Source organism: Myxococcus sp. CA040A, assembly GCF_013336725.1.
Classification (GTDB): domain Bacteria; phylum Myxococcota; class Myxococcia; order Myxococcales; family Myxococcaceae; genus Myxococcus; species Myxococcus llanfairpwllgwyngyllgogerychwyrndrobwllllantysiliogogogochensis.
The window spans coordinates 978,455-1,005,281 of sequence record NZ_JABUMR010000001.1; the positions used below are offsets into that span (position 1 = coordinate 978,455).

Genomic DNA, 26,827 nt, shown 5'->3' on the forward strand with positions numbered 1-26,827 from the left:
ATGGGTTACTTCGCTGTCCCGTACGTCATCCACTTCGATGACACGATGGCCTACGGGAGCCATCACTTCCTCACCAACTTCAAGTTCCAGTGCGCGGGGCGCGAGCACCTGCTGTTCAGCCCGCACTTCTTCGAGGTGCCCGAGTTCCGTCGGGACTTCGACCGGGTGCTCCTGCTCACGTACGAGGGGTACTCGCGCAACCTCGCGCCCGCGAACCTGGGTGACAGGTTGGTGGTGCTGACCTCGTTCGAGGAGCGGGGCGAGGTGTCGGTCCGCTTCTGCTTCCGGACGTTGAAGCAGGACGGCACGCCCGTGGCCTGCGGCTACCAGACGGTGCTCTGCGCCGACAAGGAGACCGGAGCCCTGTGCCCGTTCCCCGAATCGTTCCGTCCGTGCTTCGAGTCGCTGGCTGGCATGTTCGAGCCCTCGGCGGCGATGAGCTTCCGTGAGCGCGCGCTCAAGGGAGGCTCCGCCATCGCGGAGCTGTTCTCGGAAGGCGTCCGGGGGCTGGCGAAGCAGTTGCTCTCGGACGCGGCCACGTTGGGGGCGGCCCGCCTGGTGGATATCGCGCCAGCAACTCCAGAAGGTCGGAAGGACGCGCCGACGTTGGGGCTCCTCGCTGGACCGGTCACGGTGGGTGCGGCCCGCTCGATGGACGTCGCACTGGCATCCGAGAGGTTCGCTCCAGAAGGGCGGAAGGAAGTGCCGACCTTGAGGCTTCCTACGGGGGCCACCGCGTTCCTCTTCGCCGGGCAGGGCTCCTTCGAGCCTGGGTTGTTCGCTCGACTGAGGCTCTTGCAGCCGGAGCTGCGCGATGAACTCGCGGCGGTTGAGGAGGTGGCGAGGCGTCACGGGTTCGACGCAGGGCCCCTGCTCGCGGCGCGCGACGCGGACGAGGTGCGGCGTGCGCTGGAGAAATCGCCCCGGTTGGACCAGCTCGGCATCTTCCTGGCGGGGGTGCTCGGTGCCCGGTGGCTGATGCGCGAGGGGCGGAGCCCCGACATCTTCGTGGGGCACAGCTTCGGGGAGATTGCCGCGATGACCGCGGCCGGAGCGCTGGACCTGCGTGGGGGCGCGGAGGTGGTGTGCCTGCGCAGCCAGGCACTCCAGTTGGTGTCGGACGACCTGGGCACGCTCGCCGCTGTCGCGCTGGGAGAGGCGGAGACCGCGCGCGCCATCAGCGATTGTGGTGCGGCCGGGCTGGTCATCGCGGGACGCAACCACGCGAAGCAGACCGTCGTCGCGGGGGCTCGCGCGGAACTCGAGCGGCTTCGGTCCTGGTTGGAGCAGCGGGGCCAGGGGTTCACCTTCGTCGTCAGTCGGTATCCGTTCCACCATCCAGGGCTACGGCTCGCGGCGGAGGCATTTCGCACCGCGCTCGCACGCGTCGCGATGAAGGAGCCCCGCGGGCCCATCTATTCGCCCATCGAACGGCGTGTGTATGCGGGCGCACCGGGCGAGCTGGCGGAGGCCCTCGCGTCACATCTGGTGCATCCGTTCGATTTCCTGGGCGCAGTGGAGTGGTTGTCTCGCTCGGGCTGCACCCGCTTCCTGGACTGCGGAACGGAGGGGCGACTGGCGCGCATCGTTCAGCGCATCCTGCCCTCGGCATCCGTCACCGAGGTCAGCGCCATTTCCGGAATGCTGCCTTCCGAGGGGGCTCCCGTGGAGCAGGCAGGTGCTCGGGGTCAGGCGCTGATGCCTCTCTCGGAGGCTGCTGCCATGGGGCAAGCCCATGCAGGTGGAGAGGCGCGGATGCCTCCTTCGGAAGGGACTCCTGTGGAGCAGGCTGGTCGTCGTGGCGAGGCGCTGATGCCACCCTCGGGGGCTGCTCCCTCGGCGCAGACCCGCGCGCGAGGTGAGGCGCGGATGCCTCCCTCGGAGGTTGCTGCCATGGAACAGGCCCAAGGGCGCGGCGAGGCCGCAGGGGAAGACCCGGCGATTGCCATCGTCTCCCTCGGGTGTTTGTTCCCAGGCGGCGCGACGGACCCGGAGGCTTACTGGCGCAACATCCGACAGGGCGTGAGTGGCATCGTCGATCCGGGCGCCAACGAGCCTTCCTTGATGACGGACTTCGTCGGACCCACGGGGACGCCGGACCGAGCCTACACACTGCTCACAGGCGCGGTTCGAGACGCTGACCTGGTGGCACCGCGAGGCATCGACCCGGTGCGCTTCCAGCGGTACGTCCGGGAACAGAAGCTCCTGGCCATCGCGCTCGCACAGGGGATGGTGGGGCTGGAGGAGTTCGCCGCGCGCTCACCCGCACGCATCCAGTGCCTGCTCGGCTCCACGGCGGAAGGGTCCTCCGAGTACGACGCGGCACTCAGCCTGGAAGCGGGCGAGTCCCTTCTCCGCGCGAAGGGGATGCTGGGGCCAGACCTCGCGTTGCTGGCACAGGCGGCGCGCTCGGTGATGGGCGTGACGGCCCGGTCCTCTGAACTCGCGCCACATCCGACGCTCCAGACGGTGGTGACGGATGTGGTCGGGCGCGGAGTCTCCACGGTGTTGCTCGATGCCGCGTGTGCATCATCGCTCTACGCCATCGCGCTGGGGATGAAGTCGCTTCAGCAGGGGGATGCGGACCTCGTCCTCGCCGGTGGCGTCTTCTCGCCGGGCCCCGGCAACAGCTGCCTCTTCTCCCAGTTCAATGGACTCTCCGCGACGGGGAGCCGCCCATTCGACGAGCGCGCGGATGGCGTCATCTTCGGCGAAGGCGCGGGCGTGGTGGGCCTGATGCGCCTGTCGGACGCGCTCTCGGCGGGACTCCAGGTCCGCGCCATCGTCCGGGGCACGGGGCTCTCCAGTGATGGTCGCAGCAGCTCCGCGAATGTCCCGCGCGTCGAGGGACAGGTGGCGGCGATGACCGCCTGCTACACGACGGCCGACATCGACCCCGCGACCATCCAGTACCTGGAGGCACACGGCACGGCCACGCCAGCGGGTGACGCCACCGAGCTGAAGTCGATTGCCCGCGTCTTCGGAGGCAAGCGCCAGGGCATCCAACTCGCCAGCGTCAAGGCGCTGATTGGCCATGTGGGCTGGGCGGCGGGAGCGGCCTCGGTCATCAAGCTGTGCAAGGCGCTGGAACATCGACTCATCCCCAGGCAGGCGAACTTCGAGCGACCCGGCGCGGAGCTGCGCGCACTGGGCCCCGACTTCGAGGTGAGCCTGCGTGAGAAGCCCTGGCCGGAGAACGGAGTGCATCCGCGCCGCGCCGCCACGAATGGCTTCGGCTTCGGGGGAACGAATGCGCATCTGGTGCTCGAGGAGTACCGAGGCGGGCCCGTCCTCCCGAGGTTCCCGGCGCGTGCTGGCAAGCGGAGCGAGCTGGTCGTGGTGGCCGCCGAGGGCGTGTTCCCGGACTCGAACGGCGTGGCGCGAGTCGGTGTGCCATCCGAGGTTGGCACTCGCTTCAACGGAGAGGATTTCCGTCTGCCGTCGTCGGTGCGGCTGTTGCCGGATATCTCCGAGGACATGGACCTGACGCAGGGGCTCGCGCTCACCGCGGCCAGCGCGCTCGTCCAGAAGCTGGAGGGCTTCGATGGGCTGCGTACGGGGACGGCCATCGTGCTGGGGCTCGAAGGGAAGACCCGCCGAGGGGTGGAGGCCATCCAGCGCGTGCTGGCCGCATCCACGCGCCGCAAGCTGCGAGAGCGTGTCCTTCAGGCTCCCGAGCAGGCCGCGTTGCTACCGCTGGCGGAGCGCTTCCATGACGTGGTGACGGGAACGCTGCGTCCCTCGGGGGCCTACACGCTGCAAGGGATGATGGCGAACGTCACGCCGGGACGGGTGGCGGGGGCGCTGGACGTCAAGGGGCCCAACTTCGTGGTGGATGCCGGAGGCGCTTCATTGGCCGCCGCGTTGAAGGCCGCGCGCGGAGTGCTGGAGACGGGCTTCGAGCTGGTGCTCGTGGGCGGCGCGCACGTCCTTCGTCCAGGGGCTGTCGCCAGTGGGTCCCAGCCAGAGGAGGGCCTGGCGTTGCTCGCGGTCACCACCGCCGAGAAGGCCGCCCAGCGAGGGCTCAAGGTGCTGTGCCGCCTCCGGATGTCGGAGGCCACGGACTCGCGAGAAGAAGCAGGCCAGTCGTTGCCACCGCATTCGGCACGAGAGGCCCTGGCGGTCCTGCGCGCCGTGCAGACGGCCGCGGAGGGACGCCCCACCACGCTGCGCTTCCATCCCGAAGCCGCGAGCGGTGCCCGCCTGGAGCTTCAGCTCCTTCCGGAAGCGTCCGTCCACCCGGTGGAGTCGAAAGCCGAGGCGCATCTGTCCCTGGCACAACCGCCCCCGAAGCCTGGTGAGGTGGCGACTGACGAGTCGACGAGTGGTTTCGACCACAGCGCGCCGATTGGGTACTACACGCCAGTGCTCGTCGAGCAGCAGGTCCGGTCGACGCGGCCCGTGCGGCTCGAAGGGCGTCGGGTCCTTTTCATCGCTGGGGACGAAGCGCAGGCTCACGAGTTGGAGGCGCAGGCGCGCCGACTGTGTGGGCCCGGGTACTTCGTGCTCTTCGCGGGCGCCTCGGAAGCAACGGGGCGGGTTCGCGGCATCGACCTGACACGCGAAGAGACGGCCGACGCGGCACTGGAAGCGCTGGGCTTCTCGCCCCAGCTCATCCTCGCTGTCAGTCGAATCGAGCCGGACGCGAGCGAGGCCGAGGTGGTCTCCGACACGGCGCTGAGCCATGAGGCGCTGGAGTTGCTCTTCCTCGCGGCGCGGCGCTCCTACGAAGGACTCCTCGCCGGTGAGGTGGAGCTCGCGAGCCTGTGCGTGGGAGGCGTGGGTCCTCGGCGTGTCCTGCACCCGGTGACGGGACTGTTCGCGGGAATGCTCAAGTCGATTGCTCGCGAGGTGCCGGCGCGAAACGTCCGGGCCATCGCCACCTCCCGGAGACTGTTGCCGGAAGCCCTGGCGCAGGCCCTGTCCGAACTGGGCTCGGAAGCAGAGGGTGGTCCGTCGGTCGAGGTCTGCTTCGACGGCGTGACTCGATGTGTCCGGAGACTCCGTCCTTCGGCCATCCCCTCGAAGGGCGCTTCCACGCTCGATGCCAGCTCCGTGGTCCTGCTGACCGGCGGAGGGCGAGGTGTCACGGCGGTGCTCGCCGGGGCGCTCCTGAAGCGGTACGGATGCACGGTGGTGCTCCTGGGACGAAGCGACCCGGAGGCCGCTCCCGAGCGAGTGCTCCACGCCGCGGAGGAACAGCTCCCCGTCGTGGAGCGGGAGTTCTACGCCTCGGAGCTCGCGGCGAAGCCGGGCACGCGGATGCCCGAGCTGCGAGCGCGCTTCGAACGGTACCTCGCGGTCCGGGAGCTGCGCTCCACCCTGGTGGGCCTCGCGCGGCTGCCAGGCCGGATGGTCTACCGCGTCGCGGACGTCACGAGTCCCGGCGACGTCGCGCGGGTGATGGACGAACTCACGCGAGAGCACGGGCGTCTGGACCTGGTGGTCCATGGGGCGGGTACGCAGACGTCCAAGAAGCTGAACCGCCGACGCCTCGCGGAGCTGCGGACGAACCTGGACACCAAGCTGCTCGGGCTCCGCAACCTGCACGCCGCCTGCGCGAGCCGCTTCGCGCGTCCCGTGCCATTCCATGTCCTCACGTCCGCGTTCAGCTTCATCGGCAATGACGGACAGGCGGACTACGGAGCGGCGAACGAGGCCCTGGACCGGCTGTGCGCCTGGTCCAGCGACGCCCATCCCGACGTGCCCTGGTGCAGCGTGGGGTGGCTGGCCTGGGATGGCATCGGAATGACCCGAGGCTCCGAGTACCGCGTGCTCGGCGCCAGCCGGAAGCTGCGTGGGATTCGCGCGGAGGAGGGCGAGGCACTGTTCCTCCAACTCCTCGAAGGCCCCCTGCGTGAGTCCATCCACGTGCAGCTCACGGAGAGCGAGCGTTCCTACTACGGACTGGAGCTGCTGCCCGCGGAGCCCCCGCCGGCGACGGAGCCGTCCGCCGTGCTGAAGGACCTCATGGTCGATGCCGCGAGCGTGCCATGCCTGGAAGACCACCTGGTCCGAGGCACGCCCACGCTGCCCGGAGCCTGGGCGTTGGACTTGATGCTGCGGGCCGCGTTGGGAGACGGACGACCGGAGCTGCGCACCGTCACCATCGAGGACGTGAGGTTCTCCCGCTTCATCCGCGTGAAGCCGGGTGGACATCAGGCCCTGCGGGCCGAGTGCACCCAGCTCACCGACGAGCCCGGTCGTCACTGCGTGCGGGTGAAGCTGCTGGGCGACATCGTCCATGCCTCCGGCGTGGTGCTCGAACGAGACCTCGTCTTCGCGCAAGCCCGCTACACACTGTCGGCCCAGCCGCCCCGAGGCACCCCGGGGCTCGATGCGGCGACCCCCTCGGGGCGTGGGCTTTCCGCGGAGGATCCCCACTGCGCGCGAGGAGGGCCCATCGAGCTGTCGAAGATGTTCGACTGCCTGGAGGACATCCGCCTGGAGCGCTCGGCTCGCTTCGCGAGCGTGGGGCTGCCAGCGCGGCGAGAAGACGCGGGGACCGCTGTGCCAGCGCTCGTCCTGGACGCGGCGCTGCGCCTGAGCGCGATGCACGTGGATGGCGTGTCGAGCGCCGTCTTCGCGCCCATCCAGTTCGAACGAGCCACCTTCGACCGGGGACTGGTGGGCAAGACGGATGCGCCGCTGCGACTGTCATTGAAGGCGCTGAGTCCCCGGCTGGACGGGGACATCCTCCAATGCGGCACCGTCGCGGCGGTCGACGAGGCGGGACGACTGCGAATGCTGCTCGAGGGCGGCCTCGCGCGTCCCATGGCTTGAACCCTCTCTTCATCGGGTGAACACAATGCATTCCACCGCACTTTCGACGGCGACCCTGCCCATCGATGACCCCAAGCCGCTCCGCGCGGAGCTTCGCCGGGTGATGCCTCCCGAGTCCTTCGAGCCACAGCCCCACCGGGGCGTCATCGCACTGGCGCTGGTGCCGGTGATGATGGCCCTGATGGGGCTGTTGGGCTGGGGCGGCCTGCCCTGGTGGCTCTGTCTGCCGCTCTCGTTCCTGCTCGGGCAGATGGTCACCACCGTGGGGCTGGCCGCGCACGAGGCGCTGCACCACGCTGTCTTTCGCAGCCGGCGCTGGGAGGAGGTGCTCGGGTGGGCGGGCTTCAGCCCGTTCCTCGTCACGCCCGGCAACTGGCGCGCCTGGCACGTCCAGGCGCACCACAGCGCCGCGAACATCCACCAGAGGGATCCGGACATCCTCCCGCGTCAGCAGGACCTGGACACCCAGCGGTTCGCGCGCCTGTTCCACGCGATTTCGCCGGGCTCGGGCACCTGGGTCAGCTACGTCAGCTTCGGCCTGTTCTTCACCGCGCAGGGACAGGCGTTCCTGTGGCACCACATCAACCAGCCCCAGCTCCAGCACGTGCGCATGAATCGCACGAAGGAGCGGCTCCTCACGGTGCTCGTGACAGGGGGTTGGTTCGCGCTGGGCTGGGCCATGGGGCCGCGAGGGGCGCTGTTCGCGCTTGTCATTCCCCTCATCGTCGCCAACGTCACGCTGATGATCTACATCGCCACCAACCACTGGCTGCTGCCGGCGTCAGAGGACCGTGACAACCCCTTCGTGAACACCGCCAGCGTGGAGACGCACCCGGTGATGAACTGGGCCCATCTCAACTTCAGCTATCACCAGGAGCACCACATCTTCCCGGCCATGAGCCCGCGCTTCGCACCGCTGTTGCGCCAGCGACTGCGGGAACTCCATCCGGGAGCCTCCGCCGTCTTCCCCCACATCCACGCCTTGCGCACCCTGTACTCACGCCCGGCGCTCTATTCGCCCACGGAGGGGACGATGCTCGTGGGCAGGGACGGAACGCCCGCGGTGAGCACGGACGAGCTTCGAAGGCGGCTCGAAGCACCCCGGGATGCCGCGTCGTGAACAGCGCCACTCCGGTTTCTCCGATACAATAGAATCGCGAGATACTATTTCCCGGTCCGGGAGTGGGGGGCGTTGACGGGCTTGGACTCGGGGCTGCCTTTCTCACGCAACCAGACGGACAGCAGGACGAGGGCGGCGACGGAGAGGAACTCGCTCTGCCAGTTCTGGAAGGACTCGAACCAGAACTGCGAGGAGGCCATGTACTGGAGGACCGTCACGGCGGCCTCTCCGTGCAGTTGGGCCTCCTCGTTCCGGGCCGCGGCCCCGGTGACGGCATGCAGTCCAAAGCAGACGACGAACAACGCGAGCAGGGCCAGGGACAAGGAGTGGCTGTAGAGCTTGAGGGCCAGTCCGCCACGATGGACCACGCGAGGCGCGTCCGGTGTCGGCTCCAGGTCCTTGTCCTCCTCTGCCTTGTGGGCGTCGGGGTCCTTGGACTCGCCGGAGCCGCGCTGATGGAGGAAGGCCGCGAGGATGACGAAGGCCCCCATCTGGAAGAACTCGCTCTCCCAGTTCTCGAAGGTGGCCTCCAGGAAATCGCCCGAGCGCAGATACCTTCCGAACGTCAGGGGTGGCTGGCCATGCTCCCGCTGCTCCTCGTTGTGGTGGAGGAAGCCGGAGATGGCCTGTCCCACCCAGCACAGGAGGAAGGCGGCGAGAAGGACGAGGGAGAGACTGTTGTTCGACAGAAATGAGCGGGGCCCCTTGCCTGGGGCACCCGGCGAGGTCGAGTTCTCCATCCCTCGAAATCTGTCCACGACGCCGCCCCCCGCAGCCGGCATGGGAGGGCACTTGCCTGCCCGGTCGGGTCGCTGGCCTGCTGGCATGCGAAAATCATCGTGAGGGAAGCGACGGCCCCGCGCTCCAGGCATCCGAGGGCCCAGCCTCCTCTGGCCCACACGTGGGAGATGCACCACATGGCAGGACTGTTCGACCCCCTGGCGCTCCGTGAGAATGTCGTCGCGCGCAACCGAATCTGGCTCGCGCCGCTCACGAACCAGCAGAGCCACGCCGATGGCACGCTGTCGGATGCTGAACTCCACTTCCTGTCCCTGCGCGCGGACGGAGGCTTCGGGCTGGTGGAGACGTGCGCGGCGCATGTGGAGCAGGACGGCAAGGCATGGCCGGGCGAGCTGGGAGTTCACGACGATGCGATGTTGCCGGGCCTGCGCCGTCTGGCCGCGCGGATCCACCAAGGGGGCGCGCTCCTGTCCGCGCAGCTCTTCCACGGAGGACTGCGCGCGGACCCCGCCGTCAGCGGGCTGGAGCGCTGGAGCGCGAGCGCGCACACCGACGCGGCGGACCGGTGCCGGGAGGGAACCGAAGAGGACATCCAGGGCGCCATCCGTGCCTTCGCGAACGCGGCGAGCCGCTGCGCCCAGGCGGGCTTCGACGGCGTGGAACTCCACGGCGCGCATGGCTATCTGCTGTCGCAGTTCCTGAGCACCGTCTACAACCGACGTGAGGACCGCTGGGGCGGCTCTCTGGAGAATCGCTCGCGACTCATTCGCGAGACGGTGGCTGCCGTCCGGCGCGCGGTGCCCGAGCGCGTCCTCGCCGTCCGGCTGTCGCCCGAGGACTTCGGGCAGGCCAAGGGCCTGGACCTGGACGAGACGCTGGAGGTCGCGCGGATGCTCGCGGACGGAGGCATGGACGTCCTCCACCTGTCGCTCTGGCGCTCGGCGCTCAACACGAACAAGCGGCCCCAGGAGCACGCGACGGCGCTCTTCCGCGCGGCGGTGCCCTCGCGGGTGAAGATTGTCGTGGCGGGCGCCATCTGGACGAAGGAGGACGCCGAGGCGCAACTGGCGCTCGGCGCGGACGCAGTGGCCCTCGGCCGCTCCGCCATCGCCAACCACGACTGGCCCGAGCGCGTCCGGCGGGGCGATGCCATCCAACGCCCACCCTTCCCTGGAGCCGTGTTGCGCGCGGAGGGCGCGTCAGCGGGCTTCGTCGACTATCTGCGCGGCTGGAAGAACTTCGTCGTCCCCTGAGGGCCGCACCGTCCGGGAGCGCACGGGACGGGGCTCAGGAGGGGCCGGGTCACCTGGAACCCAGCACTTTTGTGGCCTTGTTACTTTAAATATGTGACGAGGACGTGCGTCTTAATGCGCGTCCGACACCTTGAGGGTGTGGGGCTCAACTTCTCACCACTTCTTTTCGGGACCCTCGTCATGAAAAGCCGCACCCAGATGATGCTGTGCTCTCTGTCCTTTGCGCTCGTTGCTTCTCCGGCCCTGGCTGGCGAGACCTTCCAGATGCAGGATGACTCCGCTCAGGAGGGTTACTCCGAGGAAGGTTATTCCAGCGAGGAGTCGGCGGCGGACGACTCTGGGGGCGGCAAGGGCTTCGCGCTGGGACTGAGCTTGGGGTACGGCGCGCCCTACGGCGAGCTGGGCTCGGTTCAAGCGGACGACGACGATACCAACAAGGTGAGTGACCTGGTCACGGGCGTCATCCCGATTCAGTTGGAGGCCGGTTACTTCTTCAACCCCAACGTATACCTGGGCGCGACCTTCCAGTACGGCATCGCGAGCTTCAATGACGAGAATGCCAATTGCGAGGACCAGGGCGCCGTCAGCGTGAGCTGCAGCGCGAGCCAGCTCCGCCTGGGCGTCAACGTGGCCTATCACTTCAACGTCACGCCCAAGATCGACCCCTGGGTGAGCGTGGGTGTCGGCTATGAGTTCCTCAACACGGCCGTCAAGGGTGAGCAGAGTGGCGAGTCCATCACCGCCAAGGCCTCCGTGAAGGGCTTCGAGTTCGTCGCCGCCCAGGTGGGGCTCGACTACCGCATCTCCCCGAAGTTCTCGGTGGGTCCGTTCGCCACCGTCACCGCGGGCCAGTACTCCTCCACCTCGCTGTCCGTCGATTCGAGCGTGGAAATCCCTGGCAGCGACGAGCTCGATGAGACCGAGGACCTGGAGACGAAGAAGATCCACGGCTTCATCTACGGCGGCGTCCGCGCGCAGTACCGCTTCTAGTCGTCAGGTGTGAGACGTCGGGCCGGGACTCACCGGCCCGACGTTCCGCTGTCTGGGACGCGGCCTCAGATGTACTCGTCGAGCCAGTCGAACATGCGGTGATTGGCGACGGCCTGAGCGCCCTCCTGGCAGTGCAACAGTCCGGTGTCCTCCTCCGTGAAGAGCAGGTAGTCCTTGGGGCACGTCAGCGCGTCGTAGAGCTGCTTCGCCTGTCCCCCCGAGTACGCCTCCGCGGTGCCGTCCATGACGAGCGTGCGGCAGCGGATGCGGTGGACGACGGGCTCGTTGTTGAACTCCCGCAGCTTGAAGAGCAGGTCCGACGGTGAGCTGGCGCCGTGCTTGGACATGGCGTCGCGCATGTACCAGCGGTACAGGAACACCTGCGACATGAGCTCGTAGAGCGCCGCGTCGAACGCCGCCGGGTCCGTGTCGAGCAGCTTCATGATTTCAGGGAAGTAGCCGTTGAACTGGTCGAACTGCGACTGGCCCCAGTTGAGGACGCCCGGGTTGGGGATGAGAATCTTGAGGCGCCGCTCGAACGCCGCCGCGCGTGGCACCAGCGCTCCGCCCATGCTCCAGCCCAGCAGCGCGAGCCTCCGGGAGTCCACGCCGGAGATGCGCACGGCGAAGTTGATGACGGGGGTGATGACCTTTTCCCAGTCGGGACGGAACGGCAGGTTTTGCTCCCGGATGGCCATGCCCTGTCCTGGTGCATGGACGATGAGGCAGTGGTAGCCCCGCTCCAGGGCGGCATCAATCACATACTTGGACTCCTCCGGCCACGCGTCGCGTCCCTGCTGGAAGATGAGCAGCGGCGCGGGCCCCCGCGTATGGGGGGCGCGGAAGAAGTAGCCAGGGAGGGTGGTGTTCTCGTAGGGAATCCGCACGGGAGTCGCCGGAATCCGCAGCAGCGTCAGCGCCTTGTCGTAGGCGTCCACGGACTTCCGCCCCGTGGCCAGCACGCTGGGGTGGCCCGGCTCCGGGTGGTGAATCAGCGCGGCGCGGTAGTAATTGGCCGCGCGCAGGTAGGCGTGGCCCGCGCTGCGGGAGTGGTGGCGGGCGAGGCTCGCATCCCCCATGGCCCTCAGGCGGTCCGCCGTGCTGACCCACTCGGTGGGCCAGCTCCATTCGTCCTCGGGGTGGATGCGGCTCGCGGTGTCCAGCACCTCTCCGATATCCGCCTGGGCGCTGTACGTCGCGGCCAGGAAATGCAGGAGCTGGTTCTCCATGACGGGGTCCGACAGCAATCCCAGCTCATACCAGGGCCGCGAGGGCTCCTGGGCGCCGGGGGCCGGGGCCGCGCCGGGTGATGGTGCCGCGAGTGAGGATGGCGCGCGCATCAGCGCGAGACCTCCGGTGAGACCCAGGCTCGCGTGGAGCAGGGAACGGCGATTCAGGGTGAAACCCATGGTGTGCTGCCTCCTGATGAGGGATTGAAGGCTCGAACACCGCGGGTCTTTATTTCTGTCATCGCGGCCTTCAAATCACAGACGCCGAGAGGGCCAGGTCTGCTGAAGACAGACGAAGGGCCGCGCGCCTGAAGCACGAGAGGGCAAGGCCGGGCGTCAGGTCTCGCGCGTGCCCGGCGAACCGCGGGCACACCGAGAGCCTCGTGCAGAAACACGTACGAAACCGGGAAGGCCACGGGGTGTCCCGTGCCTTCCGAGGATGGGTCAATCGTCTGATTGAATCGTGCGATTGGTCCGCGTGATTGTCAAGGGGAGTGGCGCTTCGCGCGGGCCGAACTCACTTCCATGCGCCCGAGGCCGCGGCCTGCGCGGCGTAGGTCTCGAAGGACTTGGGCGCGTGGCCGGTGACGGCGCGCACGGTGTCGGTGGGCGTGGCGTCGCCTCGCTTGAGCAGGGTGCCATACGCCTTGATTTCGCCCTGGATGGCCTCGTCGGGTCGGCCCAGGGCCCGCTGCTCGGAGAGATAGGTGTCGGCGTCTCCGGCGAAGCGCACCTGTCGTCCGGCGGCGCGGCCGATGATGGCCGCGGCTTCGCCGAAGCTCAGCGCGCGAGGTCCGCTCACGTCGTAGCTCTGGCCTTCGTGGCCGTCCTTCGTCAGCGCCACGGCCACCACGGCGGCGATGTCGTCGGCGTCGACGAAGGCCTGCTTCGTGTCCCCGACGGGGAGGGTGATGCGTCCGGCGAGGACCGCGGGCTTGAAGAAGCCCTCGTCGAAGTTCTGGTTGAACCAGTCCGGGCGGACGAGGGTCCAGTCCACGCCCGCGCCGCGCACCAGGCGCTCAGCGGACATGAGGCGCTCGTCTCCCATGATTTCGATGCCCTGACTCGACAGCAGGACGATGCGGCGGATGCCCTTGGACACGGCCAGGGACACGAAGGCGGGGTCGATGGGCTGCTCGTGAGGCGCCATGAGGTACATGCGCGACGCCGGGCCCACGGCCTGTTCCCAGGTGCCGGGGTCCTTCCAGTCGAAGCGCACGTCCGCGTGTCTCGACGCGGCCCTTACCGAGTGACCTTGTGATTGGAGGAGCCGGGTGACGCGTCGTCCGGTGGTCCCGCTCGCGCCCAGGATGAGGATGCTCGAAGTGGTCATGGCGCGACGCAAACACGCACACCTCACCCGGCTGGGGAAAATGCTCGGCGTCCGTGCGGATACTCAACACGTTCCGAGCATCCCCGGCGCCGGAGTGTTCGCTGTCCGTCGTCGCGCCAGCCTCACGCAGGTGCCCGGAGGCTGGCGCCAGGCGTCAACTACGGCGTGGTGAACTGTTTCAGCCAGTCCAGGTTGGTCCGCAGCGACCAGGGCGCGGAGCCGGTGCGCCAGGTCGAGTCGAGGAAGAGCCCGGTGCAGCCTCCCGAGCGCATGTAGCAGTGGTCCGCGTTGAGGTCGCCGAGCTGGATGTCCTTGATGATGTACCAGCCGCTGTTGTTGCTCGCGAAGCAGGACGTCGCCAGGGGGCAGGACTGGCCCGTCGTCTCCGTGTTTTGAGAGCGGACGGAGGACTCGGTGGGGCCGACGAAGATGTCCTGCTCGCCGTTCACGATGCGCAGGCGGCTGCTCGGCAGCGTCCGGTTGCCATTGGCCACGCAGGAGCGCAGGTTGTAGATGGAGTATTGGACGCCGGCGCCCAGTCCGTACGCGGCCTGGACTCGCGAGTCATGGTTCTTGGCGAGGATGGCCATGATGGAGCCCTGGCTGAAGCCCGCCACGACGATGCCCTTGGAGCAGTCCGCCTTGGCGCGAGCACACAGCGTGCCGACGGCGCTGGTGGCCCGGCTGCCGTCGTAGATGCACTTGGAGCGGGCGGTCATCGAGGAGCAGGAGCCGAACGTCGCGTTGTCGTATTCCACGGTGGCGGCGACATAGCCGCGCGACGCCATCTCCTCCACGGCGGCCAGCGCCGAGGAGTGCTCGTACGGCTCCGTGGTGCCCACCGTGTAGATGAACACCGGATACTTGCCCGAGGCCGACGGCTCCTGGCCGCGCAGGTTGTACGTGGAGCTGCACAGCGACGTGCCGCCGCCCCGGTATGTCGCCGTGAAGCTGCTCAGGGACTGCGCTCCTGCGGTGGTCGTCCAGGCCAGGGTCAGGAGCAATCCGAGACGGAAGGTCAGCTCTCTCTGATTCATGACTTCTCCTCGTGGGTGACGTGGGACTTCATGCCCGGGGCATGAGGCACCCGGACCGACGTGAGCCGACGCTGCATTCACAGGCGGCCCCGTTCTCACGATTAAGACTCCGAGGATGTCTTCTCGTCTATCTGATTTTTCGTACTGTTAGGTTTTTCCTCGTTTTGTTCCGCGACGCGAAACATGGTTGTCATTGTTTCGCGGGGCGGAATGTCATTCGAGGTGTTCAAGCTCCAGGGGGGGGCAGGGCCCACGGCGATGGCGAGGAACTCCGGGAGGCTGTCGAACTCCCAGGGCAGGGTCGTTCCGCACCGCGGACAGAAGGGGAAGGTGGCGCGGCCGCCGTTGGCACTCCAGGCAGTGACACAGGGAAGGCGCGATGGGCGGGGAGTCATGATAGACGCGGCGCCCCATGTCTCCTGTGCTCTTGTCTTTGTCGTTGTTTTTCACCCTGGGGCAGGCTCCCGAATCACCCCCGGCGGAGCGGCCCTTCCAGGCGCGACTCTCCTTTCTCGCGGGTGACGAGGATGTCGACACCGCGGGCTCATCCACCCTGTGGAACGCGGCGCTGGACGCACACACGCCCGAGCTGACCTCGGGCCTGCGCGCCGAGGCGGCGCTGTCGTTCTTCCTCTCGTCGAGTGGTGCCAGTCGGGGGGCCACCTTCGTGGACAATGGCAGTGCCTTCCGCCTGCGCTACCGGCCTTCCAGTTGGGCCGCCGATGAAGGCCTGGCGCTGGGTGTCTATCCGCTGAGCTCCATCCGGCTGTACCTGGGCTCGACGTACCCCGTGACGTGGGGGCGGGAGGCCTTCCCGCGCCGCCCGGGGAACGAGCCGGCGCTGGAGCTGCGGCTCGCGCGGCGGCAGTGGGGCGTGTTCGCGGCGCTCAAATCCGCGGTCGTCAACGAGGTGCTGGGGGACTCGGGGCGCTACTACGCGCTGCTCGCGGGTGGCTTCGTGGACGTGTCGCCCCAACTCCAGTTGGAGCTGAAGGGCATGTCCTGGAACCAGGGGGAGAATCCGACCGCCGCGGCGAGCGGGGCGGAGCTTCCCATGACCATGAGGGGCGCCTCACTTCGGGCCTTGTGGCACCACGGCGAGCCCATCGGGAGCAACGTGGACCTGTCGCTCTATCGAGGCGACCCTGTCTTCTTTGAACGGTTCTTCACGGCGGGGACGTATTCCGCCGGGTTTGCCGCCTCGGTCTCCCTGGAAGGCAGCCTGGTGTCGCAGAACCTCCTGGATCCGGAGGTGGGGCCGGCTCCGCGGCTTCGTGCCCAGAGCGCCAGCGCCGCGGCCCTGGAGGTTCGGGTGCGGCACGACTTCCTGCGGGTGTACGGACTGGCCTACTACCGGACTCCGAGCTTCATTCAACTGGACGCTCCGGGGTTCTTCCCGAACCAGGCCTTTCGTCGCTCCGCGGAGCCCCGGGCGGAAGTCTCGGGCTCGCTGGGAGCCGACTACCACCTCGAGCGCTGGGGCCTGACGCCGGGATTCCTTGCCCGGCTCACGCTGCCGGCGGCGCTCAATACGGAGGGACTCCTGGGGCCGAGCCGGTCCAATTACCTGCTGCTCCGAGGGCCCAATCAGATGAGCATCCTCCCGGCAGGCGAGGACCGGATGACGGTGCTGACGTTGAAGGCCACGACCCGGTGGGACCTGGGCTCGCTGGCGGGCGTCGTCGCGGAGATCTCCTACTCGAATGACCCGAACAAGGTGGAGTTCGTCGACGACGAGAACGGCGTGGCGGTGCCTGTCTTCAAGGATGCGAGCACCTTCGGAGCGACGGTGATGCTCCAGGCTCGTTACTGAGCGAGGCGAGTGTTTGCGCGGTGTTCTGGAAATCCAGACGAGATGAACACCGCGCTCTCGGGTCGCGAGAAACACTTTCCTGGTGAGTGATACATGAGACAGGGTGGATGTTTCACTCGGGTTCCGTGGCCCTGGATGTGTGCCTCATGGTCCTCTGTGAAACATGCGTACTCTTCTGTGCATGCTCATCGCGGTTCCCTTGTTGGTGGGTTGTGGTGGTGACGACGGCGAGTCGTGTGGTGATAACGAGTCGCCCGAGACGTACAAGTCGGCCAATCGGGTGCACTGTTCTGGCACCAGCGACGCGGACGTGGCGTGTTGTGGCTATATGGGCGACACGTGCAACTACACGCTGTGTCGCAAGAGTGTCTGTGGGGACTGGACCGAGGAGTCCTGGACCTGCCACTGAGCGCAAAGCCTCTCAGGCGCAGCCGGCTTCAAACCCGGGGGGAGTAAACAGGCTCATCCCTGTCGTGTGTCACGCGGGGATGAACCCCGCGCTCCCCTCGGGGGTCCCGACTCGCGAGGAGCGGGACGTCTGCCCGAGTGCAGCGCGGGGTCCTGAGACAGCCTTCAGCTGCGACGCTTGGTCGCGAGGAACTCCGCGGCCCAACGCTTCACGGTGTCCGCCGCGTCGGCGCCCTCGGCCGGGCGCAGGGTGGGGAGGATGGACGGCGCGGAAGGGCCCTCTTCACCCTGGGGACCCACGGACTGCGTCTGCCCCTTCTTGCGGACCCACACGCGGGGACCGCTCGGAGCGGGAGTCGCGGTGCTCGCGGGGGTCGCCGCCGAGCTGTCCGAGCGACGACGGCGAGACAGGATGACATCCGGAATGGAGTGGGGCGCGGCGTGCTCAATCCAGGCGGCATGGAGCCGACCGGTGGCCACCATCTGCCGACGCTTCTGGTAGTGCGCCGAGCAGTAGCCGAGCGTGCGGACGGGCTGTCGACAACCGATGACCGCGCAGGCGACGGGCTGCTCGACGACGGCCTGCACCTGGGGGGGCGGCTGCGGCGCGGGAGCCTTGCGCTGCTGCACGGGGGGCGCGGAGTAGGGCTGGCCGCTCAGTCGCTCGGAGAGGCGGCGCATGGCCGTCATCAGCGGGGCGAACGACTCCTGCACGGCGCCGTGCACGATGGCTTGGAAGGCCTCATCCAGTGACGGCGTCGCCGAGGAAGCGCCGCGCGCGGGAAGAGAGCGAGGGGTTCGGGGGGAGGGGGTGACGCGACGGGCTCTGGGCATGTAGAGCCCGGCGTAGCACGGCTCAGGTTGTTCGACCATCCGTGAATCCAACTCCTCGGGGCGGAGGGACACTTGCTCCAAAGCCTCTCCAGGAGACGAGCGCCGCCTTCATGATTGTAAATCGCGAAGAGCACCTCTCCTCCGCATGTCGCGTAGAAGTGGTTCGTCGCGCCATGCCTGAGCAGGACGGGCCCGTGTCTCCCCACTCGCTCTCGCGCCGCGTGTTTCGCAGCACGAGCCCGAGGCGTGCCCGGCATGCCTTGTTCGCGTAGCTCGACGGCCCTCCGCTGTGTTCATGGATGGGAAGTCGTCACGACGGACACCCTCGTTGTCGCCGGTGCCCGCGCCGCGTGAGGTCTCGCGGGCCGGTGGGCCGAGTCACCCGAGGTCATCCTCATCGGGTTCGACATCAGGGCCTGTATTGGTGCGAGCGGCATCGCCACGCCTGGCTTCGTCGCATCCAGCCCGTGAATGGGCCGAACGGTTCGGCGGCGATACGAGGGCCTGAAAAAGCGAAAGCCCCCAAGTCTTTTGGACTTGGGGGCCTTCTCTTGGCGAGGAGTACGGGACTTGAACCCGTGGCCTCCGGCGTGACAGGCCGGCGTTCTAACCAACTGAACTAACTCCCCACAACCTTGGGCGGAACAGGGATTGAACCTGTGACCCTCGCCTTGTAAGGGCGACGCTCTGCCGCTGAGCTATCCGCCCGCAGGCGTGTTCCGCGTTGCGACGAGCGGGCTTTTATAAGTGGCTCACTCCACTGTCAAGCACCTGTTTCGAAGACCCAGGATCTTCCGTCACCGGCCGCGCGGAGCGTGAAAACGCTCGTGCGGCCGGTGACTTAGGGGCCTAGGGGACGGTGCCCACGTCGGTGCCCAGGAAGCCGTCGGTGTTCTTGCCGTTGCCTCCGCGGTCTTCCCGTTCCCCGTAGCAGTAGGGGCCGCCGTTCAGAGAGTAGCGGTAGGTGTACGCCGCCCCCGCGGCCACGCCCGTGGGGAGGGTCGCGGAGAACTGGTCGTTGTTGCCCCCTCCCTCTTCACTGAGGAACGGCGCGGAGATCCACGTCCAGCCCGCGACACCGGGATCCTGCTGCAGGGTGCCATGGCCGAGCTCGGCCACGAGGCCGGGGCCAGGGCCCCCCTGGGTCGTGACGCCCCCCTGGTACACCTGCCCGTAGATGGTCGTTCCGGGTGTCGCGGAGAACGGCCACTGCAGGTTGCAGTACTCGATGTCCGAGTGCTTGTTGACCGTGAGGGCATGCTGCTGGCCCTGGGTGTAGCCCCCCACGTCGCTGCCGTCCTTGTCGCAGTAGGCCCATGTCGAACCATCCGTGGTGTAGCGAAGGCTCACGGCACGGCTGCCCTGGTAGGCCGGATGGATGGTCGTGGTGAACTCGTCCGTGTCCGCCTCACCCGAGGCCTCTCCGGCGTACGTCGCCGGCTTCCAGGTGAACGACGCCGGGGTGGTGGAGGCGTCCACGTCCGCGTTGCCCAGGCCGACCTGCACCTGGAGCCCCGTGCCCGCACCGGGGCCGTTGGTGACCCCGGGGATGCGCACGTGGCCCGTCACCATGACGGCATCGCCGCTGCCCACCGTCGTCCCGCTCACGCTCTGCAACCGGCAGACGCCCGTGGCCGCCGCCTGCACCGTCAACGTGCCGGCGTCCGCGATGTCGAAGTCGTCATCCGTGCCGTCCGCGTCGCAGTACACGTAGGGGCCCGTGCCCAGCTTCACGCGGTAGGCGAACCGGAAGCTGCCCGCCGTGCCTGGGTTGGGAAGGGTGGCCCGGTACTCGTCGTTCTGGGTGTTGCCCGTGTCGGCGCCATGCGTCGCGGCCGTCCACTGCCAGCCTCCGCTCGTGTGGGCGGTGCCATCCGGCCCGTAGCCCAGCTCCGCGACGATGCCCGCACCGGCGCCAGCGCCCGGCGTCACGCCCGCCTCGTGCACCTGGACCGCGATGACCTTCGAGGCCGCCTCACCAATGGCGTAGGCCTCGACAGGGGGCGCGGCTTGCGTCTCACCGCCCAGGCGGCACCAGTCCACCTGCGGCGGCACCACCGCGGCCACCGTCAGGACCGACGCCTGCGCCGTCTGGTAGCCGTTGGCGCTGCCGTCCCGGTCGCAATAGGCCCAGGCCCCGGTCTGATACCGGAAGCGCACGGCCACCGCGTAGGTGCCCTCCGTGGCGGGCGCCGTCAGCGACGTCTCATAGGCGTCCTGCGCTCCGCTGTCCGTCTCGCCCGAGAAGCTCGCGGCCTTCCAGTTCCAGCCCGTCCCCGTCGCCGGGTCCGAACTCGCCGGGCCATACCCCACTTCCGAGGTGATTCCCGCGCCCGCCGCGCCGCTGGTGACGTCCGTCACCGTCGTCACAAGCACCTTGCCGTGCACCACCTGCGTGGCGCCGCCCGGCGTCGCGCTCAACGTGGCCGGACCCACCAACTGGCACGCGTCCACGGCCACGGGCTTCACTTCCAGGCCACCGGCCTGGGCGAGCGTGAAGCCGTTGCCGAGGCCGTCCGCGTCGCAGTAGCGGTACGCGCCGCCATTCACGTTGAAGCGGATGGCGAACTTGTAGCGGCCCACCGTCCCCGGGTTGGGCAGGGCGGCCTTCCACTCGTCGTTGCTCCCGCCTCCGCCTGACTCGCGGTTGAAGCTCGCGCCCGTGGAGGTCCACTGCCAGCTCGCCGTCTCCGGCGCGTCCGCCTCCGGGCCGTAGCCCACCTGTCCCTGGATGCCCGTGCCCGCGCCCGTGCCCGGCGTGACACCCTCCATGTAGACCTGGGCGTAGATCTCCTTCGTCGCCTGGCCCACGCGGTACACCTCGCTTGGCGGAGGCTCGATGGCCTCACCGCCGAGCTTGCACCAGCCGATGGAGATGTCCTGCGCCGCGCTCACGGTGAGCGCGCCCATCTTCGTCGGGTCGAAGCCCGTGGGGCCGCCGCTGTTGCCGTCCGAGTCGCACAGCAGATACGCACCGTCGTTCACCTTGAAGCGATAGGCGAAGCGATAGCTGCCCAGCGTGCCCGGGTTGGGCAGCGTGGCCTCGAACTGGTCGTTGTTGCCGACCTCGTCCTTGTACGAAGCCGTCGTCGTCCAGTTCCACTGCGCCGACGTGGCGGGGTCCTCCGCCGCGGGCCCCCAGCCCACCTGGCCCACCAGTCCGGTGCCCGCGCCGGCGCCGCTCGTCACGCCCTGCACGAACACCTGCGCCACCACCTTGCGGTTGGCCACCGCGTCCGTCGCGTACGTCACCGTCTCCGGCGTGTCGTTCCCGTTCGGGCCCAGCTTGCAGTAGCCGATGACCTTGGGGACCACCACTTCGCCCGCGACCGTGAGCTGGCCGAGCTGCGCGAGCTCGAAGTCCTGGCCGCCGTCATCCACGCCGTTGCCGTCGCAGACCCGGATGGGACCGCCGTTGGCGCTGAAGCGCACCGCGTAGCGGTAGTCGCCATTGAGGCCGGGGTTGGGCAGCGTGCCCTTCCACTCATCGTTGACCTCGAAGTTGTCCTTGGCCCAGGCCAGCGGCGTGGCCCAGTTCCACAAGGGCGAGGTGCGTGGGTCCTCCCCCGCGGGCCCCCAGCCGAGCTGGCCGGAGATGCCCGGGCCCGCGCCCACCTTGTCCGTCACGCCCGGCATGTGGACCTGGGCGAAGACCGTCTTGAGTCCCGACGTCTGCGTGGTCTGGTAGTTGATGACCTCGGGGGCCTTCTGGTCCTCGCCAATCTTGCACCAGCTCACGGGCGGCTTCGGCGCCTCGGTGCCCACGGTGAGCGTGCCCAGCTTCGCCAGGCTGAAGGTGAGCTCGCCCTCGACGCTGTCGTTGACGCCGTCCGCGTCGCACACGCGCCACGCGTTCTCACTGATGCTGAAGCGGAAGGCGAGCTTGTACGTGCCCACCGTGCCCGGGTTGGGCAGGTCCGCTTCCCACTCGTCGTTGTTGCCGTGCTCGGCCTTGTAGACGGCGGGGACCCATGTCCACGCGGCGGAGTTTCGAGGGTCCGAGTCCACCGGCCCCATGCCCAGCTGCGCCACCAGCCCCGAGCCCCCGCCGGCGCCCTGGGTGATGCCCGCCGCGTACACCTGGCCGGCCACCTTGATCAGCGTCGAGTCCGTGGGGCGGTAGAACAGCTCCGGGTTGGCGCGGTTCCCGTCGGGACCCAGCTTGCAGTAGTCCACGCGCGGCCGGGTGATGAACACGCGGCGCAGCATGTCCTCCGTCACGCCGTTGGCGGTGCCATCGCCATCCGCCATCACCCACGTCTTCCCGCCGTCGATGGAGAAGCGGATGGTGATGACCCACTCGCGGCTCTCTCCGCCGATGGCCGGCTGCAACAGCACGTTGCCCTTGTAGATGTCCGCTTCACCGCTGTCGGAGTCGCCCTCGTACGTGGCCTCCTCCCAGGTGTAGCTCTCCGTCTTGAGCAGCTCGCCGTTCGCCGGAGCAAAGCCCACCTGCGCGCGCACGCCGCCGCCCTGACCCACGCCTCGGGTGAGGCCGGCCACGGTGATGGCGCCTCGCACCAGCACGCCCACCGGCTGCCCGCCGCTCACCGCGTCGGTGTTGCCGTTGATGATTTCGGCCTGGTCGATGTTCGCCGTCGGGGGCCCCTCGTAGAGGAAGCCCTTCACCAGCACGCCATAGGCGCCGTCCGGGTTCACCACGCGCACATCCACCTGCGCGGTGCTCGCGGAAGGGGAGTAGCCGTAGATGCGGAAGGCGTTGACCACGACGACGCGCAGGGCTTCCTGGTTGCCGAGGTAGAGCTTCGCGCCCGGCTCGAAGCCGGAGCCATAGACGTTGATGAGCGTGTTGCCCGCGATGGGGCCACCGGTGGGGGTGATTTCCCTCACGGTGGGCGGGGTGAGCGAGGGGGGCTGGCCGCCCTCCGGGTCATCACCACAGGCCACGACGAGCAACGACAACACGAGAAGAAGGGACCGCGGACAACGCGACGACATCGGCCATCACCCCTTGACGCCGCCAGCGGTCAACCCGCCGACGAGGTGCTTCTGGAGAGCGAAGAACAACGCCATGACCGGCGCGGAGACAATCAACGCGCAGGCGGCGAACTTGCCCCATTCCACCTTGTACTCGCCCACGTACCGCTGGAGGGCGACGGGCAGGGTGAAGCGGGTCGGGTCATTGATCAGCGTGGCGGCGAGGACGAACTCGTTCCACGCCGTCATGAAGGAGAACAGCGCCGTCACGGCCAGCGCGGGGCGGGCCAGCGGCAATACCACCTTGATGAACACCTGGAAGGGCGAGGCCCCGTCCATCACCGCCGCTTCCTCCAACTCGCGCGGCAGCGTGTCGAAGTAGCCCTTCAGCATCCAGATACAGAAGGGCAGGGCGGTGGTGGCGTACACCAGCACCAGCCCGGTGAGGCTGTCGAGCAGCCGCAGCTTCTGGAGGATGCCGTAGATGGGCACCAGCATCAGCGTCGCCGGGAACATCTGGGTGACGAGCAGGGCCTGCATGCCGCCCTCCTTGCCCGGGAACTTGAAGCGCGACAGCGCATAGGCCGCCGTCACCGCGAGCGTCAGCCCCACCACCGTCGTGGCGCCGGAGACGATGAAGCTCGACAGCACCTGCCGGCCGAACACCCAGCGCCCCTGCGCATCCGAGCCGAGCAGCACGTCCCGGAAGTGGTCGAACGTCACCGCGTCCGGGAACGGGTTGGCGGTGAGCGACAGGCCGTCCGACGGCGACAGCGCCATCTTCACCACCCACAGCACCGGGTAGAGCGTCACCATGCACATCAGGCTCAGCCCCATGTGGATGACGGCCATCTTCAAGCCGGAGGGCTTCTTCATGACGCCTCCTCGGGCTTCATCAGGCGCCGGGTGAAGACGGACCAGCCCATCAGCACCACGAAGATGAGGACCGAGTACGCCGCCGCGAAGCCGTACTGCTCATTGCGCTGGAAGGCCCAGCGGAACGCCTCCGACACCAGGATGTCCGTGGCGCCGCCCGGCTCGCCTCCGGACACCAGGTAGATGATGTTGAACATGTTGAACGTCCACACGCTGCCCAGGATGACGGCGGGCAACATCGCGGGCTTGAGCAGGGGCAGGGTGATGCGCCGGAACTGCGTCCACTTGCTCGCCCCGTCCACCTCCGCCGCCTCGTACAGCTCCGGGGGGATGGACTGCAGCGCGCCCAGCGCCACCACCATCATGAACGGGAAGCCCAGCCACGTGTTGGTCGCCACGTTGGCCGCGAAGGCCGTGGAGAAGCGGGTGAACCAGCTCACCGGCTCCAGGTCCAGCGCGACGAGCAGGCCGTTGATGGCGCCGAACTGCCGGTGGAACATCCCCTTCCACATCAGCGCGGTGATGTAGTTGGGCACCGCCCACGGGATGATGAGCAGCACCCGGTAAATCCCCCGCATCTTGAGCAGCGGGTCCTTGAGCACCAGCGCCAGCCCCAGGCCGATGCTCACGTGCAGCACCACGTTCACCACCGCCCACAGGAGCGTCACCGCGAGCGTGAAGTAGAACGAGAGCGGCTCGGTGATGCTGTAGCCACGGCTGGCCAGGATGTCGACGAAGTTGGCCAGGCCCACGAAGGTGTACTGCCCCGCGTCGTGGTGGAACAGCGACAGCGACAGGCCCACCACGAAGGGGATGAACACCAGCACCAGCAGACCCGCCGCCGCGGGCGCGACATACGCCACCGCGCGCGACACATCCGGATAGCGCTGACGGAATGTCTGGCTCTGTGCCGGCCGCCGCAGCACCCACGCCGTGCCTCCGCCCAGGACCATCACTCCGGCGAGACCCAGCCAGGGCATGGGGCTGGCGTCGGGTGGGCGCTCCCGGTGCAGGGCCCGGTAGCGACGGTCAGCGAGCGCACCCGCGTCCTCGGGCCGCGTTCCGCCCTGGAGCACCGCGCGCAACGTCAGCTTCATCGGCTCCCACACGCGGGCCATCTCCAGCGTGTTGGGCATGGGCGTGGCGTCCTTCGCCGCCTCGCGGAAGGAGGAGATGAGCGTGTCGTCCTTCACTTCCTGGAGCTGGTACGCGGCCACGTCCGCCGGAATCTGCCGGCCCACCGTGGTGCGCACCCGCGACGCCTCGCCCAGCGACAGGAAGCGCGCCAGCTCGTGCGCCCGCGCGGCCTGCTCCGTGCGCGAGGAGACGAACGCCGCCTCCACGCCGAGGAAGGGCTTCATCGGCGTGCCCGTCTCGCTCACCGTGGGCAGCGCCACCACGCGGAACTGCACGGCCGGCGCGATTTCTCCCGTGAACCAGGGGCCGCTGATGGTCATCGCCACGCGGCCGTCGTTGAAGAGCGTCTTCACCAGCGCGCCCGAAACCTCCTGGGGCATCATCCCTTCGTCCTGGAGCCGCTTCACGAAGGCCAGCGAGCGCGCCATCCCCGGCGTGTCGAAGCTCGCGCGGCCCGTGGCGTCGAAGAGCGGCCCGTCGAAGCCGAAGAGGAATGGCGCGTGGAAGTAGAAGTCTCCGCTCTCATACGCCAGCCCGAAGCGCCCCTCTTCGGGCTTCGACAGGGTGGGCAGGAGCGCCAGCAGCTCCGCGGTGGTGGTGGGCGGGCGCGGCACCAGCTTCGTATTCACATAGAGCGCCAGCGACTTGAGCGACATCGGATAGCCGTACACCTGGCCATCCACCTCCAGCGCCTCCACCGTGTTGGCGAAGTAGTCGGCCCGGACGAGGGTCGCCGTCGTGGGCGCCAGCAGGTTCTGTCCCTGGAAGTTGCGCAGCCGCTCGTGGTTGAAGATGAAGACGTCGGGCCCCGCGCCGTGGGGGATGGCGTTGGTCAGCTTGGCCGCGTAGACGTCATAGGGCAGGGCGAGCATGTCCACCCGCACGCCCGTCTTCTCGGTGAAGAGCGTGGTCGCCTGGAGGAGCGCGGCCTCTTCGCCACCCCGGTACGCGTGCCACAGCTTGAGGGGTGCTGTCTGGGGCTCCGCCGCGTGCGCGCTCCACGCCGTCGCGAGCAGCACCAGCGCCAGCAGCCTCTTCAAGACGCCACCTCGAGCGACTCGCGGTCCACCGGGTGGCGAAGGGCCACGGACCCATCCTCGGTGAAGACGTGCAGCGCGTCCGCCACCGGCGACAGCGACACCCTGTCCCCCACCGAGACCTGGGAGCCCTTGTCGAAGCGCGCGGCCACCAGGCCCGCCTCCGTGCTGACGAAGGCATAGCCGTCGAAGCCCAGCCGCTCCACCGCGTCCACCGTGCCCGTCAGGGGCCCCAGCGCCGCCACGCGCAGGTCCTGGGGCCGCAGGCCCACCAGGAGGTTCGTCGCACCCGGGGCGAGGTCCGAGGGGGACAGCAGCGTGAAGCCCTTGCCCACCAGGTTCGCGCCGTCGCGTCGGGCCTCCAGGAAGTTCATCGCGGGCGAGCCGAGGAAGCCCGCGACGAAGCGGTTCGCCGGGCGGTTGTAGAGCTCCAACGGCGGCCCCACCTGCTGCAACACGCCCGCGTTGAAGACCGCCACCCGGGTGGCCAGCGTCATCGCCTCCACCTGGTCGTGGGTGACGTAGATCATCGTCGCGCCCAGCCGGCGGTGCAGCCGCGCCAGCTCTCCGCGCATCTGCACCCGCAGGGCGGTGTCCAGGTTGGACAGGGGCTCGTCGAAGAGGAAGACCTTCGGGCGCCGGACGATGGCTCGCCCCATGGCCACCCGCTGACGTTGTCCACCCGACAGCGCCTTGGGCTTGCGCTCCAGCAGGTGGCCCAGCTCCAGCATCGTCGCGACTTCAGCCACCCGGGAGGCGATCTCCGCCGGGGGGAACTTCCTCAGCGTCAGGCCGAAGGCCAGGTTCTCCCGCACCGTCATGTGCGGGTAGAGCGCGTACGACTGGAACACCATCGCCACGTCGCGATCCCTGGGGGGCACGTCGTTGACGCGCGCCCCGCCGATCCGCACCTCGCCCGAGTCCACCTGCTCCAGCCCCGCGATGAGCCGCAGGAGTGTCGTCTTTCCACAACCCGACGGCCCCACCATGACCAGGAACTCGCCCTGTCCCACCTGAAGGTCCACGCCCTTCACGATGAGGTTCGGGCCAAACGACTTCTTGATTCCGCTCAAGGTGACTTCGGACAAGACGCGCTCGAAAATGAGGGGAGAGAACGGCGGGGCACATTACCCGGAGCGTCGCGCTTTCCCCAAACCTCGCCGGTTGGGCGCGGTGCGTTATTCTCGCGCCGGGCCATCCGGAAGTTTCCGGGGTCCGTAGAGGGACAACTGGGGTGGCCGCCTTGTCAGCCCCAGAAGGCGCTTGTTATGGAAGCTGACATCCGGTCCGTCGAGGTC

Annotated in this window: 15 protein-coding genes and 2 tRNA genes; 6 read left to right on the plus strand and 11 right to left on the minus strand. The window is 68.4% G+C overall.

Going from position 1 to position 26,827, the window contains the following annotated elements; translation table 11 throughout:
- Both HUA75_RS04085 and HUA75_RS04090 read left to right on the plus strand, forming a co-directional pair.
- Positions 1-6,783: a type I polyketide synthase gene (locus tag HUA75_RS04085; protein ID WP_254627359.1), complete on the plus strand. Its 6,783-nt coding sequence runs from the start codon at positions 1-3 to the stop codon at positions 6,781-6,783.
- 25 nt (positions 6,784-6,808) lie between these two features.
- On the plus strand, positions 6,809-7,903 hold the full coding sequence (locus HUA75_RS04090) for a fatty acid desaturase (RefSeq protein WP_141641029.1): 1,095 nt from the start codon (positions 6,809-6,811) through the stop codon (positions 7,901-7,903).
- 44 nt (positions 7,904-7,947) lie between these two features.
- Here HUA75_RS04090 and HUA75_RS04095 read toward each other — a convergent pair whose 3' ends face one another.
- Positions 7,948-8,643 (minus strand): DUF6766 family protein, encoded by a 696-nt coding sequence (locus tag HUA75_RS04095; RefSeq protein WP_141641030.1) that lies wholly within the window; start codon positions 8,641-8,643, stop codon positions 7,948-7,950.
- Positions 8,644-8,820: 177 nt separating this feature from the next.
- Between HUA75_RS04095 and HUA75_RS04100 the strand changes: the two genes are divergently transcribed.
- Both HUA75_RS04100 and HUA75_RS04105 read left to right on the plus strand, forming a co-directional pair.
- Positions 8,821-9,897, plus strand: coding sequence for an NADH:flavin oxidoreductase (locus tag HUA75_RS04100; RefSeq protein WP_174485581.1), 1,077 nt, complete (start codon positions 8,821-8,823; stop codon positions 9,895-9,897).
- Between the two features lie 180 nt (positions 9,898-10,077).
- Positions 10,078-10,887 carry an outer membrane beta-barrel protein gene (locus HUA75_RS04105; protein WP_174485582.1) on the plus strand — a complete coding sequence of 270 codons (810 nt, stop codon included), beginning with the start codon at positions 10,078-10,080 and terminating at the stop codon, positions 10,885-10,887.
- 65 nt (positions 10,888-10,952) lie between these two features.
- On the opposite strand, the gene HUA75_RS04110 is transcribed toward HUA75_RS04105, so the two are convergent.
- From HUA75_RS04110 to HUA75_RS04120, 3 genes are all read right to left on the minus strand, one after another.
- Entirely contained in the window at positions 10,953-12,296 is a 1,344-nt protein-coding gene (locus HUA75_RS04110; RefSeq protein ID WP_174485583.1) for a S9 family peptidase, read from the minus strand.
- A 337-nt stretch (positions 12,297-12,633) separates the two neighbouring features.
- Positions 12,634-13,449, minus strand: a complete 816-nt coding sequence (locus HUA75_RS04115; protein ID WP_174485584.1) for an SDR family oxidoreductase — start codon at positions 13,447-13,449, stop codon at positions 12,634-12,636.
- Between the two features lie 158 nt (positions 13,450-13,607).
- On the minus strand, positions 13,608-14,486 hold the full coding sequence (locus tag HUA75_RS04120) for a S9 family peptidase (RefSeq protein WP_141641035.1): 879 nt from the start codon (positions 14,484-14,486) through the stop codon (positions 13,608-13,610).
- A 412-nt stretch (positions 14,487-14,898) separates the two neighbouring features.
- Here HUA75_RS04120 and HUA75_RS04125 point away from each other — a divergent pair, with 412 nt between their 5' ends.
- A complete protein-coding gene (locus HUA75_RS04125; protein WP_174485585.1) occupies positions 14,899-16,299 on the plus strand; it encodes a hypothetical protein in 1,401 nt (466 codons plus the stop codon).
- A gap of 163 nt (positions 16,300-16,462) precedes the next feature.
- A complete protein-coding gene (locus HUA75_RS04130; RefSeq protein ID WP_141641037.1) occupies positions 16,463-16,708 on the plus strand; it encodes a hypothetical protein in 246 nt (81 codons plus the stop codon).
- Between the two features lie 164 nt (positions 16,709-16,872).
- Here the strand turns inward: HUA75_RS04130 and HUA75_RS04135 are convergent, their stop codons facing one another.
- The 7 genes from HUA75_RS04135 to HUA75_RS04165 all read right to left on the minus strand — a co-directional run bounded on the left by HUA75_RS04135 (position 16,873) and on the right by HUA75_RS04165 (position 26,617).
- Positions 16,873-17,433: a cell wall protein gene (locus HUA75_RS04135; RefSeq protein ID WP_371746053.1), complete on the minus strand. Its 561-nt coding sequence runs from the start codon at positions 17,431-17,433 to the stop codon at positions 16,873-16,875.
- 660 nt (positions 17,434-18,093) lie between these two features.
- A tRNA-Asp gene (locus HUA75_RS04140) sits at positions 18,094-18,170 on the minus strand.
- A 7-nt stretch (positions 18,171-18,177) separates the two neighbouring features.
- Positions 18,178-18,249, minus strand: a tRNA-Val gene (locus HUA75_RS04145).
- A gap of 141 nt (positions 18,250-18,390) precedes the next feature.
- On the minus strand, positions 18,391-22,500 hold the full coding sequence (locus HUA75_RS04150; RefSeq protein WP_254627360.1) for an IPT/TIG domain-containing protein: 4,110 nt from the start codon (positions 22,498-22,500) through the stop codon (positions 18,391-18,393).
- 6 nt (positions 22,501-22,506) lie between these two features.
- Positions 22,507-23,355 (minus strand): sugar ABC transporter permease, encoded by an 849-nt coding sequence (locus HUA75_RS04155; RefSeq protein WP_141641038.1) that lies wholly within the window; start codon positions 23,353-23,355, stop codon positions 22,507-22,509.
- A complete protein-coding gene (locus HUA75_RS04160) occupies positions 23,352-25,532 on the minus strand; it encodes an extracellular solute-binding protein (RefSeq protein WP_174485587.1) in 2,181 nt (726 codons plus the stop codon). Before HUA75_RS04160 ends, HUA75_RS04155 begins: the two co-directional genes overlap by 4 nt.
- Positions 25,529-26,617 carry an ABC transporter ATP-binding protein gene (locus HUA75_RS04165; protein ID WP_174475604.1) on the minus strand — a complete coding sequence of 363 codons (1,089 nt, stop codon included), beginning with the start codon at positions 26,615-26,617 and terminating at the stop codon, positions 25,529-25,531. The genes HUA75_RS04160 and HUA75_RS04165 overlap by 4 nt, the downstream gene beginning before the upstream one ends.
- Between the last annotated feature and the right edge of the window lie 210 nt (positions 26,618-26,827).

Bases quoted from the DNA above. Each gene is read 5' to 3' on its own strand.
- HUA75_RS04090 (WP_141641029.1), top strand. From the start codon at position 6,809: ATGCATTCCACCGCACTTTCGACGGCGACCCTGCCCATCGATGACCCC.
- HUA75_RS04130 (WP_141641037.1), top strand. From the start codon at position 16,463: ATGCGTACTCTTCTGTGCATGCTCATCGCGGTTCCCTTGTTGGTGGGT.
- HUA75_RS04085 (WP_254627359.1), top strand. From the start codon at position 1: ATGGGTTACTTCGCTGTCCCGTACGTCATCCACTTCGATGACACGATG.
- HUA75_RS04095 (WP_141641030.1), bottom strand. From the start codon at position 8,643: ATGGAGAACTCGACCTCGCCGGGTGCCCCAGGCAAGGGGCCCCGCTCA.
- HUA75_RS04155 (WP_141641038.1), bottom strand. From the start codon at position 23,355: ATGAAGAAGCCCTCCGGCTTGAAGATGGCCGTCATCCACATGGGGCTG.
- HUA75_RS04100 (WP_174485581.1), top strand. From the start codon at position 8,821: ATGGCAGGACTGTTCGACCCCCTGGCGCTCCGTGAGAATGTCGTCGCG.
- HUA75_RS04105 (WP_174485582.1), top strand. From the start codon at position 10,078: ATGAAAAGCCGCACCCAGATGATGCTGTGCTCTCTGTCCTTTGCGCTC.
- HUA75_RS04110 (WP_174485583.1), bottom strand. From the start codon at position 12,296: ATGGGTTTCACCCTGAATCGCCGTTCCCTGCTCCACGCGAGCCTGGGT.
- HUA75_RS04115 (WP_174485584.1), bottom strand. From the start codon at position 13,449: ATGACCACTTCGAGCATCCTCATCCTGGGCGCGAGCGGGACCACCGGA.
- HUA75_RS04125 (WP_174485585.1), top strand. From the start codon at position 14,899: ATGTCTCCTGTGCTCTTGTCTTTGTCGTTGTTTTTCACCCTGGGGCAG.
- HUA75_RS04120 (WP_141641035.1), bottom strand. From the start codon at position 14,486: ATGAATCAGAGAGAGCTGACCTTCCGTCTCGGATTGCTCCTGACCCTG.
- HUA75_RS04150 (WP_254627360.1), bottom strand. From the start codon at position 22,500: ATGTCGTCGCGTTGTCCGCGGTCCCTTCTTCTCGTGTTGTCGTTGCTC.